We start from the raw sequence: 12,404 nt of genomic DNA, 5'->3' as shown, positions 1-12,404 counted from the left end.
TACACCTCTTAAGCCTTGAATATGCTAGTATCCACCCATATTTATAGCTTGAAAGCGACCGTTTCAGTCTCGTGCTACCGAGTTTCTTTCCAATCTGTATATTCCTTTAAACCGACGAATATACCGTTAAATCAATTTTAAAGAGAAATCACTATGATCGTTGATTTGAACCTAATCCCACAAACGTTTGATATGCTTCACGCAGGCCTAACTGCATCAAGCGTTTTACTACTGCTTATTGCCGTTTCTCGTAAAACCCAAGTGGTTGAGAAAGTCGTAGAAAAGCCAGTAGAAAAGATCGTTGAAGTTGAAAAGCCAGTTGAGAAAATTGTCGAAGTAGAGAAAGTTGTTGAAGTTGAACGTGTAATCGAAAAAATCGTAGAAGTTGAATCTAAGCTGGCAACAGCACCAACAGATTCTGCAATGCAGCTACTGTCTATCATGCAGCAAGAAGCTCGTTTAATTGACTTCCTAAAAGAAGACCTAACGTCATTCTCTGACGAAGAAGTTGGCGCAGCAGCACGTGTAATTCACACTGGCGGTAAAAAAGTGTTAGCCGATTACGTGACGCTTTCTCACATCCGTACTGAAGATGAAGAAACGCGCATCACTATCGCTGAAGGTTTCAACCCTCAAGAAATTCGCCTAACAGGCAACGTAACGGGCAATGCACCGTTCAATGGCACATTGGTTCACAAAGGTTGGAAAGCAACTGACATGAACCTGCCTAAGCTTGCTGAGAACTACGATGCATCTGTGATTGCACTGGCAGAGGTGGAGCTATAATGGAACACCAAACTCAGCCATCATCACACGAGTCATCTGCACAGACGCATTCACAAGAGCTATCTTCTCAAGAGCAACAGCAAGCGCCTAAGTTCAGTGTCGGTATCGATTTAGGTACTACACACTGCGTTTTGTCTTACATCGACACAAGCAATGAAGATGCTCGTGTAGAGGTGATGCCAATCCCTCAATTGACGGCACCTGGTACAGTAGAAACTCGCAGCCAACTTGGCTCGTTCCTATACCAGCCGCACGAACATGAAATGAATGCGGGCTCTCGCGTTCTTCCTTGGTCTTCTGAACCTAAAGCCCTAGTTGGTGCGATTGCGCGTAACCTAGGTTCAAAAACCCCTATCCGCTTGGTCGCAAGTGCTAAATCTTGGCTATGCCACGGTGGTGTAAACCGTCGTGATGCGTTCCTTCCTGCAGGTAGCCCTGAAGAAGTTGAAAAAGTATCTCCGCTTAAGACAACTGAATTGTACCTAGAGCATCTTAAAGACGCTTGGAACCACGCTAACCCAGAATACAAACTGGCAGACCAAGACGTAACAATCACCGTTCCAGCTTCGTTTGATCCTGCAGCTCGTGACCTAACAGCTGAAGCTGCGCGTAATGTTGGTTTCACTCACCTGACACTTCTTGAGGAGCCACAAGCGGCTCTTTACAGCTGGATCGATAACAGTAACGACACATGGCGTGATGAAGTGAACGTTGGCGACATCGTTCTTGTTGTTGATATCGGTGGTGGTACAACCGACCTTTCGTTGGTTGAAGTAACACAAGATGAAGGCAACCTAAGTCTGAACCGTATTGCAGTAGGTGAGCACATCCTACTTGGCGGCGACAACATGGACTTAGCGCTCGCTTACCGTCTGAAAATGAAACTGGCTCAAGAAGGCAAAGAACTGGCTCCTTGGCAGGTTCAAGCGATGACTCATGCATGTCGTGATGCGAAAGAAGCACTGCTAAACGATGCTGAACTCCAATCTGTGCCGATCGTTGTTCCAAGCCGTGGCTCTAAGCTACTTGGCGCAACACTGAAAACAGAACTGACTCAGCAAGAAGTACAACAAACATTGGTTGACGGCTTCTTCCCACAAGTCGCTGTAACGGATCACCCGGTACAAAAAACACGTGGTGCACTGACTCAAATGGGTCTGCCTTACGCTCAAGACGCAGGAATTACTCGTCACATTGCTGCATTCCTTTCTAAGCAAGCCAATGCGCTTTCTGGAAATAGTGAAGCCGCTCAACAAGATTTCAACCCATTTGCAAACATGCCGGGTATGCCCGGTACAGAAGCGCAAGGGTCAGAAGCGCCAGCAGCAGACTTCATCAAGCCAACAGCGGTACTGTTCAATGGTGGTGTTCTAAAATCTAACCTACTTGCTGATCGTCTTTCAGACACGATCAATGAATGGCTAATTAATGCAGACGCAGAATTCGCTAAACAGCTTTCAGGCTTAGACTTAGACCTAGCAGTTGCAAGTGGCGCTTCTTACTACGGCGCAGTTCGTCGTGGCCAAGGCGTTCGTATCCGTGGTGGTATCGCATCTTCTTACTACGTTGGAATTGAAAGCGCGATGCCAGCAATTCCAGGTATGGCGCCTCCAATGGAAGCATTGTGTGTTGCACCATTTGGCATGGAAGAAGGCTCAAGCGTTCTAGTTCCTAGCCAAGAGTTCGGTCTAGTGATTGGTCAGCCTGTTCACTTCCAATTCTTCGGTTCAACAACACGTCGTGAAGATGAAGCGGGTACGCACCTTGATCACTGGGCTCCAGAAGATCTAGATGAGCTTCCTGAAATCCAAGTGACACTGCCTGTTTCTGAAGGCCGTCGCGAAGGTGAAGTGGTTCCGGTGACTTTGGCGTCTCGTGTAACTGAATTAGGCACGTTATACCTAGAAGCGATAGCCACTGACAATGGTCAGAAATGGCATGTTGAGTTCGACGTTCGTGAAGACTCGAATAACGACTCAAACGTAGAAGCATAATGAATCAACGGCACCTTAGCGGGTGCCGTTACTTTATCAATGCGATTCCCTAGCCCTGTATTAAAAACATTCCAAAGACAATAATAAGACCAAGACTATCCATTAACTGGTCATCACTTTGGCAGAATAAGGTTTTGTATGGCATCTCCTCGTTTTTTAGTCGGCATTGACTTAGGCACAACCAACACTGTGGTTGCCTACTGTGAAATCAACGACGACCTACAACATGCTCCCGTTTCTCTTTTCGATATTGACCAACTCATCGGCCCCGGTGAAGTGGTTCGCAAGCCGCTACTTCCATCATTTCGTTATCATCCCGCACAAGGTCAGATCTCGCCTTCCGATCTCACTATGCCTTGGGAACCGAGCTTAGTTGAAGGCGATATTCAAAATGTCATCGTTGGTGAATGGGCTCGCGAACTGGGCGCAAAAGTCGAAGGCCGCCAAGTATCCAGTGCAAAGAGCTGGCTATCTCACCAAGCGGTTGATCGTAACTCCGACATTCTTCCTTGGGCAGGCGCAACTGACGTCGATAAGGTGTCTCCTGTTGTCGCAAGTGCAAGCTACCTCAACCACATCCGCCAAGCATGGAACTACCGTAATCCAAGCAATAAGCTTGAAGACCAAGACGTTGTAGTCACCGTTCCTGCTTCATTCGATGAGACAGCACGTAAGCTGACACTCGAAGCCGCTGCTCTGGCTGGCTTAGGTAAGATTCTATTGCTCGAAGAACCTCAAGCCGTTTGTTATGACTGGTATGCACGCCACCAACAAACCGCTGCAGATGAACTTCAACAGATCCCGCTGATTCTAGTGTGTGATGTTGGTGGCGGTACAACCGATTTAAGTTTGATCGAAGCTAGCTTCAAATCGGATAACGGTGGCAATCAAGAGCTCGCACTCGACCGTATCGGCGTTGGCGAACACTTGATGCTCGGGGGTGATAACCTCGATTTAGCTCTTGCCCACCTTGCAGAGCAGCGCTTCAATCAAAACAAAAAATTGAATGCTTCGAGCCTAACCAAGCTTATTCAACAAACTCGCGCCGCAAAAGAGAGCCTGCTTTCTGCTAATGCGCCAGACGATGTGAAGATCACCATGCTGGGCAGCGGTTCAAAACTGCTTGGCGGAACGAAGAGTATTGGTTTAACCAAACAAGAAGTTCATCAGATTGCACTAGAAGGTTTCTTCCCGCTTTCAGAGTTTACGGAAGTACCCGACAAACGACGTAGCGCGGTTGTAGAGTTCGGTCTACCCTACGCAGCAGATCCTGCTGTAAGTAAGCACGTTGCCGAATTCCTAGCGACACACCAGCAAGTATCAAAGGCGGCACTAGAGAAATCTGGAACAATCGAATTTGATGACACAAAACCGGCGATTCCTGTTGGTGTACTACTCAACGGTGGTGTGTTCAACAGTGAGCTGGTAACAGAGCGAATTACTCAGCTACTGGGCAATTGGAACGGTTCTCCGATTACAGTGCTCGATAACCCTCATCCAGATTGGTCTGTAGCCCTTGGTGCAGTAGCTTTTGGTAAAGCACGCCGTGGTGCACAACTGAAAATCGGTGGCGGTGCCGCTCGTTCTTACTTCTTGCATCTACAAGAGAAGAACAAGATGGGTAAAGCACTTTGTCTGCTTGCTAAAGGGACTGAAGAAGGCCAAGAAATACGTTTGAACAGCCGTCGTTTCTCACTGACTTTGGGTGAGCCGGTACGTTTCAATCTACTGACTTCAACACACGATCAAATTGCTCATGACACTACCATTCAAAACGGTGTGATGGTCAATGTGGATGCTGACTTGTTCTCCCCTCTTCCACCGTATATTTCTACGCTGGAAGGATCAGGCACTGCAGAGCTTCAGGCCAACCAAAAAGAGCGTGTTGAAGTGTTGCTTGCTTGTCAGTTAACCGAAGTCGGCACATTGAAAATGGAATGTGTGAGTACGGAAGATGACACTAAGCGTTGGTTGCTTGAGTTCGAAGTCAGAAACAAGCAAAGCGATGAATCCGATAACTCTAAACTTCATCCAAGACTAGACGAATGTAAGGAGTTGATTTCTCGCCTGTATAGCGGCAACAAGAAAAGTGCGGAATCTAAAGAGATCAAAACGCTAGCCAAAGATCTTGAAAAGCGACTAGGTAAACGTGATGAATGGGACTTTACCACCCTTCGCCATCTGTTTGATACCTTTTCATTAGGTCGTAAACGCCGTCGTCGTTCAGAAGCACACGAGAAGAACTGGCTGCGTTTGGCGGGTTACTCGCTGCGTCCAGGCTTTGGCGATCCGACTGACTCATGGCGTATCGAACAAATTTGGGGCCTTTATCAACAAAACATTCAGTTCCAGAACCACCAAGGTTGGACGGACTGGTGGGTATTCTGGCGTCGTGTTGCGGGTGGCCTGAATCAAGAACAGCAAGAAACCATCTTGGCTGATATCGCGAAGTACCTTCACCCAGGTGCAATGAAGAACCCTAAGACAGCGAAAGATGCGCAAGACAATGGCTATGAAGCCATGGTGAGATTGGCAGCGTCCCTTGAGCAACTCGAGGTGGAAGATAAAGTTCTATTGGCTACATGGTTCTTGAGCAAAGCAATTAACCATAATCAGTTCGAACAGGCTCACTGGTGGGCTCTGGGTCGCTTAGCGTCTCGTACACCTTTATACGGAAGCCAACACAGCGTCATTCCAAGAGAGCAAGCAGAACAGTGGTTACCAAAGCTGCTTGACCAAAATTGGCAGAAAGAGCAAATGATTGCTTTCGCGGCAGTGATGATTTGCCGCAAGACAGGTGACCGACAGTTCGATATCTCTGATGACTACCGTGCTCAAGTTCTTGATAAATTAAAGCAAAGCAAGGTACCTGATTCATGGCTAACGCTAGTGAGTGAAGTCACTGAACTTTCTGAGAGCGAGTCTAAACGCGTGTTTGGTGATGCATTACCAAGCGGGTTAAGCCTGATTAATAACTAGGTTTAAAAACGATTAGCTTTAGTTGTTAATGAGTAAAGAAGCTAACGAGAAAAGAAAAAGCCACTTTCGATTCGTTGAAAGTGGCTTTTTTATTGGTGGCTTAAGGCTGGTATGTTTAGTCGACTTATCGCATCTTGGTTAAGAGCCTTAGCCGTATTGCAGTTCATCATTGTTAATGTTTCGTACCTGTTGGGTTGATAGGAAAATCCGTATTTTCATAAATATCAGATAACTTTTTCGGTTTCTTCTCTTTAGCTCCTTGGTTCAATTGATTATGAGTTTCGCTTAAAAGCCATTCCTCATGCATTTTTGCTGAATCCAAAAACTCTGGATCTTCCATTGCTTCCTTGCGAAGTTTATTTACACGTTCGAGAGTATCCCAAATCATAATACTTCACCTCCACTAAGGCAGTAATATAAAGATAGCTCAACCCCACAAAACTTCAACTAAGCCAATGAGATAGCGATCTCAATTTCGAAATTTACCCACTTTAAAAAAGTGGAAGCGCTCATTTTCAATTGAGCTCAGACAGTGGGTATTCCCCATGATCTTCAAAGATCATCAGGTATAAAAAAAGCGAGCTTAATGCTCGCTTCTTGTCTGTCTATCTGTTGATCGGATCGCCAACACTCGCACGATTAAATCAAACCAACTTAAGCACGGTTACCAATTTTAACCGTACCATTTGTAGCAAACCAAAGGGCTTCTGAACGACGGCGACCTAGTAAGATAGGGCCATCATCGTAGAACAAAAAGTTTTTCCAATGCTTCTTGAAAACCGACCATTTGGTTTCAAGAACATTGTATTTTTCGTAGCAAAAATAAACAGTTACGTCATCTTGCCAATCAATGAAGTTAAGGATTTCTTCTGGCATTTCAGGCTCATCGGCTTCCCAATTTGCCATCCAGCTGATCTCTTCATTCCAGTTAGACGCTTTGCTTGGCCAATCTTGCGAACTTAGTCTTTCCGCATCAGGGCTTTGAGGGCTCACGTTCTCTTTCCAAAACTGAGATGCTCTCGCCTGTGTCATTGGTTTAATCTTTTCCAAATCCTCTGCTGGCAGCGGCATTGACTGGTGAGTGAAAATCCATTTTCTTTGGTATTCGTCCAAAGTTGTGTATGACATCAAAATTCCTCAAATATCTTCTCAGGCTGATGGTTCTACCATGCCTATATGTTCTTTTTGATACAGCGGCGATTAGAGATCGCTTGATATTCGCTGCCTTTAAATTCGTTACTTGCTCTTACGCCTAGATACTATTTAGTCTAGACATTGCGTTTGTCTTCCCAGTTAGGGTTAACTAACGCAGTCAGTATATGGTCTTCCCATTTACCGTTAATCTGTAAGTAATCTTTGGCAAAGCCTTCTCGAATAAAGCCAAGATGTTCCAATACACCCGCACTGCGTTCATTGTGAGGCATGTAGCCCGCCATTAAGCGGTGCATGTTCTGCACATCAAACATGTAGTCTTTTGCCATGCTCAAGCCTCTGCGCATGTAACCGTGGCCCTGTGCACTTTGACTCAATGAATAACCGACATTACAGGCGTAGAACGGGAAACGAGACAAATTACTGAACGATATTGTACCTAGCATCTCGTTAGAGTCAGCGTTAATCAATAAACAGTAGTAGCCTAGCCCCATTTTATGCAACTCATTTAACTTGATCAGTCGCTGCGCCCAACTCGCTCTATCAAAGAACGCGTCTTCGCGAATCGGTTCCCAAGGTTTCAGGTACTCTCTGTTAACCTGAAAGTACTCACTGATCATCGCTGCGTCGTCGATTTCAGCCGTTCTCAGAATCAGGTTACCGTCACGCTTATAAATGCGCTCCGGTGTACTCAAATCTTCCATAATCTTGTTCTTATTCGATCAGTTCTTTCTAATACCGTAATCACGAAGCTTATTCGCAATTGAGGTGTGAGATACATTCAAACGTTTTGCAAGCTTACGGCTTGATGGGAAAGACTGGTAGAGCTTCTCTAGAATCTGAGATTCATAGTCTTTCATGATCTCATCCAGCGAGCCGTCTAAGCTCAAGTTCGCCATTCCAGCAGTCATGGTTTCAAGCTGTGGCAGGTGGAATTGCTCAACCGTTAACGTATCTGAATCCAACTCTGTTAGAGCACGTAGAACCATATTGTCTAACTGACGAATGTTGCCCGGCCATTGGTAGTTACCTAATTGGTCGATTAGTTCTTGAGTCAGCTTTGGTTTCAACATGCCTAATTGCTGTGCGTACTTTGCAACGAATAGCTCCAGTAATGGGGCAACATCGTTTGAACGTTCACGCAAAGCAGGAATCGATAAAGTCAGCACGTTCAAGCGGTAGAACAGATCTTCACGGAACGAGCCCGAGTCGGCTAATTCGGATAGACGATGGCGCGTTGATGCGATAATACGAACATCCGCGTGCATCTCTTCTTCTTCACCAACACGACGGAATGAACCATCTTGTAGGAAACGCAGCAGTTTGATTTGTAGATGCGGGCTCATCTCGCCAATTTCATCTAAAAATACGGTACCGCCATTCGCTTGTTCGAAAATGCCTTTATGACCTTGTTCATGGTTAAATGAACCCGGTGCATGACCAAACAATTCCGTTTCCGCTACATCATCAGGCATCGATGCACAGCTTAGAATCAAGAATGGGAATGACGCTCGGTTCGAACGGTTATGACACGCTTTAGCCAGCATCTCTTTACCCGTGCCTGTATCCCCTTCAATAAGCAGAGGTTGATCCAGCATAGCCAGTTTCTTAGCTTGGCTGATCAAGGCTTTATGGCGATTAGAGACACCAACAAAGTGTTCAAAACCTAGGTTATTCTGTTCAGGGATTGCGTCTGGCGTGTTCATCTCTTGGTTGCAAGAACGAATTGTCATTACCGCGCTAGCCAGTACCGCTTCGTTCACATCACCACCAAGGTAAATCGGCAGGATCTCAATAGAGAAATCTAAACCATCTAACACCACAACTTCACGATGGCGCGTTACATCGCCTTCAATCCAACGAGAGAAGTTAAAGCTAGGAACGAACGTCGCTAGCGGCTCACCGATCACTTCGTCTTCTTGCTTGTTAAAGAGGTTCAATGCAGCGTGGTTTGCCATATCGATTGAGCCTTTAAGGTCAATCGCTATCACAGGGTCAGGTAGGTTTGCCAGCAGAGCAATCAACTCTGTGTTATGCCTTTCGCTTGGCATAAATTGGATTTTACGTACATCCTTCACACCTGAAATTCGGCGAATTTCAGCCATAAGTTCACTAAAAGCATCAAAATTAATATCAGGGCAGTTTAAGTAAATAATGCCTTTAACATCAATTTCGATTCCTCTTAAATCAATGCTTTTTGAGGCCAAGATATCGAGCAACTCACGCGTTAAGCCGAGTCTGTCTTCACACAATACTTCAAGACGCACAAATAGTCCTATTATAGGTGTCAGGATAAGTTGACAGTAGTGTGGATTAAGCTCTGAGTTCAGTCAAGAAGAAGAGTAAACATATGTTTACTCTTCACTCGCAAACGACTCAATGTCATACACTTTATAGCTAAGTAACTCGCTTTATTGGTTAGTAGCTCGCTTTGTTGCTAAGTAGCTCGCTTTGTTTAAGCGTGATGCGCTTTATTGATAAGCAACTCACTCTATTTAAGCGTAATGCGCTTTATTTCAGAAAGGACGGCTTTGCGAAGATCTGATATTTTTACTTTTCGCTCATTATGCCAAGGCATAGGACGCAGCAATGTCATGGCTTTTAAACCCAGTCTCGCAGTGAGAATACCGACACCGAGCCCCTGCCCTGCTCGAGCTGAAACCTTGCCTGCAAGATCCATCGAGACGAGGTCCATACTCGCGTCTATCGCGAGTTCACTGGCACCCGCAGCTGCCATGTTGATTAACACCAGTTTAAATAGCTTAATACGAGACCAGTAGCCAAGCTCAATGCCATACACATCAGCAAGCTTGTCTATCATGGTGAAATTGCGCCACGCCACCAGCAACATATCGGCAGCCGCCAATGGGCTCACAGCAACCAAAGCCGCGGATTCGGTAGAGAACTTAGTGACGATCTGAGTAGCTACCTTATCTTGCTGACTCACGACCAACGCATCGTACATATCCAACACTTCAGCATCGCTGTGCGCTGGGTTAATGCTGTTTCGCCACTTATCATAAGCGGGTGATTCAGCGATAATACCGCCCTGCTTGGCAATGTTTTCACAGAACGCTTTGCCCTTACCGACACTTTGGCTTTGGAGTAGTTCTTCACTCTGCTCTTGCACACTAAAGTGATCTTTAAGTGAGCGCAGTTTCCACAGCTCTTTGCCTATTGCGCCTAAACCCAATGAAGCAATGGCAGCAATAAAGCCAGCCCAACCTAACGCAAGCCAGTCAGCCGTTTGAATCGCGGTAATCACCGAATCAATTGCCTGCCATCCAACTAGACCAGAGAAAGCGACCAATAAACCCGTTCCAAACCACTTCTTCTTTTTGCTCGGTCGAATCACTTGTTCCAATTGCTGCTCAGCTTCACCATCAAGTTCGGCTTCCACTTGCGGTGCGACAGGGACAAATTTCTCTTGCTCTGTGAACAGTTGTTGAGCGCCTAAATCCGGGCCAACTTCGCTCTTGTCTTGCTCATCAAAAGAGGTCTTCAACGGTTCATTAAAGACCTGCTTTGTTTTTAATTCACTCATTTTGATTGCCTCAATTACTTCAACTTGTCGCCAATGAGATACTCTAAAACCTTGTCGACTCTTAGATGTTGGCAAGGCTCATCGGAATGTTGCTCCATCGGCCTAAAGCTCGTGAAATCAAACTGGTTGGTTTCCCAATACTGTTTATTGGGCAACTTACGCGGCACCTCTCCCGGATACATGGTTTGAGGGACATTATCTAAAGTCACACCTTGCAACGCCGGAACATTGTCTGAGCCCGACGAGATATAACCCGCGCTGGTCGCTTGAATAGACGCGATGCTCATGCAACTCATGTCGATGTGTTCAAACGCCGCCTGTTGCCAAGCCGGATGCACCATCTGTTGTAACAGCGATACCAAGTTCGGGTGTTGATCCGGTGTCACGTGATCGGCCTTGGTTGCGGCGAATAATATCTTGTCGATCTTCGGCGCGAATAAGCGTCTTAATATATTGCTTCGACCATACTTAAAGCTTTTTAGTAGCTGCTCTAATGCGCCACGCATATCCATGAAAGAGTCATAGCCCGCATTGAGCGGCTGTAAGCAATCCACCAGCACGATTTGTCTGTCGAACGTAGCAAAGTGATTCTTGTAGAACGCTTTCACGACCTTCTGTTGATACTCTTCATAACGCGCTTTCAGTACCGCGTAATTACTTGTTTTTGAAAACTTACCTTCAGGCGCGATACACGGGAAGAATTGCAGTACAGGCGCGCCTTCAAGCTCACCGGGTAATACGAATCGACCCGGTTGAACCCAATGCAGTCCGTTACTTTTACAAGTATGAAGGTACTGAGTGTAACTATCGGCAATCGCGACCAGTTTCTTTTCTTCTGCTTCTGCTAGCAAATCGATATCACCACGCATGGCGTTCCACTGTTGCGAATAGGTTTCTCTGTCGCCTTTCAACGCGGCAAACTGAGATTGGCTCCAAGTATCAAAGTCCATATCCAGTAACGGCAAATCAAGCAGCCATTCACCTGGATAATCAACAATATCTAGATAAAGCGTGCTGTTTTTACTCAGCAGCTTTTTCGCGCCCTTTGCAGGCTTATATTTGATGGCTAGACGAATCTCACTAACATCTCGCGTTGGCACTGGCCATTCTGGTGGTTGTGCATTCAACGACTCCATCGCTTCATCATAAGAGAAACGTGGGATCATCATGTTTTGTTGCGGGATGCGCTTTGCGCCAATAATTCTGCCATCTCTCGCCGATGCAAGTAGAGGCAGATTTTTGTGGGTAGACGTATGAAGAAGCTGATTAACCAGCGAAGTAATGAATGCTGTCTTACCCGCACGAGAAAGCCCCGTGACCGCTACTCGAATGTGAGAATCCGTTCCTCTGCTTATAAAGTCACTCATTTCTTGAGTTAGGTGTTTCATTTGAACGACTCCGTGATAATTAGGCCAGTCGGTTATGATAATAGATAGGCTAGCCTATGTTCTTTCCCTATTAGGGTTGTTTGTATGCTTTTGCTTTTTCTTTTTCTTTTTCTTGTTCTTTTACTAATAGTGGTGAGTATGCAATACCCATTCTTAATGCTAGATGAATAAAAGCCCCTGACTACATTCATAATCAGGGGCTTTAGAATTTTTCTGCGATATCCGACTCTTAATCGTCTTCAATCAACTTGTAGATAACAAACAGTGCAATCTCTGCGATTAGCCAAAGTGCACAAGTAATCGTCACGTATTTATTATCAAAGATACTGATCCCTTTCAAGATCAGGTCGTAACCAACAAAAGCACCAATCACCACTGCCAAGATAATCTGTAGGATCTGAATAAAACGAGGCATTCCTCTCTCCTATGTTCTTATATCAAACTATGTGTTTATCACTATATCATTGATAATAAGACAAAAGTGCAAATAATGCTGCACTTTTGTCTTCAACTTTCTGTCAAGATTTGCAATTCAAACGCTGAAGTTAGCGACAATTACAA

General features: G+C 45.5%; 10 protein-coding genes. 3 read left to right on the top strand and 7 right to left on the bottom strand.

Annotated elements, in window-relative coordinates; all coding sequences use genetic code 11:
- The first annotated feature begins 153 nt into the window (after positions 1-153).
- From ACED25_RS04070 to ACED25_RS04060, 3 genes are all read left to right on the top strand, one after another.
- Entirely contained in the window at positions 154-786 is a 633-nt protein-coding gene (locus ACED25_RS04070; RefSeq protein ID WP_371694689.1) for a DUF2760 domain-containing protein, read from the top strand.
- Positions 786-2,780, top strand: a complete 1,995-nt coding sequence (locus tag ACED25_RS04065; RefSeq protein ID WP_371694688.1) for an Hsp70 family protein — start codon at positions 786-788, stop codon at positions 2,778-2,780. Before ACED25_RS04070 ends, ACED25_RS04065 begins: the two co-directional genes overlap by 1 nt.
- Before the next feature lie 138 nt (positions 2,781-2,918).
- Positions 2,919-5,759, top strand: a complete 2,841-nt coding sequence (locus ACED25_RS04060) for an Hsp70 family protein (RefSeq protein ID WP_371694687.1) — start codon at positions 2,919-2,921, stop codon at positions 5,757-5,759.
- Positions 5,760-5,931: 172 nt separating this feature from the next.
- On the opposite strand, the gene ACED25_RS04055 is transcribed toward ACED25_RS04060, so the two are convergent.
- The 7 genes from ACED25_RS04055 to ACED25_RS04025 form a co-directional block, all read right to left on the bottom strand.
- Entirely contained in the window at positions 5,932-6,147 is a 216-nt protein-coding gene (locus ACED25_RS04055) for a hypothetical protein (RefSeq protein ID WP_009847023.1), read from the bottom strand.
- A 266-nt stretch (positions 6,148-6,413) separates the two neighbouring features.
- Entirely contained in the window at positions 6,414-6,887 is a 474-nt protein-coding gene (locus ACED25_RS04050; protein WP_004734736.1) for a DUF2947 domain-containing protein, read from the bottom strand.
- Positions 6,888-7,027: 140 nt separating this feature from the next.
- Entirely contained in the window at positions 7,028-7,615 is a 588-nt protein-coding gene (gene rimJ, locus ACED25_RS04045; protein WP_371694686.1) for a ribosomal protein S5-alanine N-acetyltransferase, read from the bottom strand.
- 18 nt (positions 7,616-7,633) lie between these two features.
- Positions 7,634-9,178: a transcriptional regulator TyrR gene (gene tyrR / locus ACED25_RS04040; protein WP_108100109.1), complete on the bottom strand. Its 1,545-nt coding sequence runs from the start codon at positions 9,176-9,178 to the stop codon at positions 7,634-7,636.
- 224 nt (positions 9,179-9,402) lie between these two features.
- The gene (locus tag ACED25_RS04035; protein ID WP_371694685.1) at positions 9,403-10,455 is read right to left on the bottom strand and encodes a YcjF family protein; all 1,053 of its coding nucleotides are present in this window, start codon (positions 10,453-10,455) and stop codon (positions 9,403-9,405) included.
- A 14-nt stretch (positions 10,456-10,469) separates the two neighbouring features.
- Complete coding sequence (locus ACED25_RS04030; protein ID WP_371694684.1) at positions 10,470-11,843, bottom strand: YcjX family protein; 1,374 nt, start codon at positions 11,841-11,843, stop codon at positions 10,470-10,472.
- A gap of 229 nt (positions 11,844-12,072) precedes the next feature.
- Positions 12,073-12,258 (bottom strand): hypothetical protein, encoded by a 186-nt coding sequence (locus tag ACED25_RS04025; RefSeq protein WP_004734731.1) that lies wholly within the window; start codon positions 12,256-12,258, stop codon positions 12,073-12,075.
- Between the last annotated feature and the right edge of the window lie 146 nt (positions 12,259-12,404).

The sequence above is a fragment of the Vibrio sp. 1F263 genome (assembly GCF_041439035.1).
GTDB lineage: Bacteria > Pseudomonadota > Gammaproteobacteria > Enterobacterales > Vibrionaceae > Vibrio > Vibrio tasmaniensis_A.
This window is presented reverse-complemented; position numbering and strand designations above follow the sequence as displayed.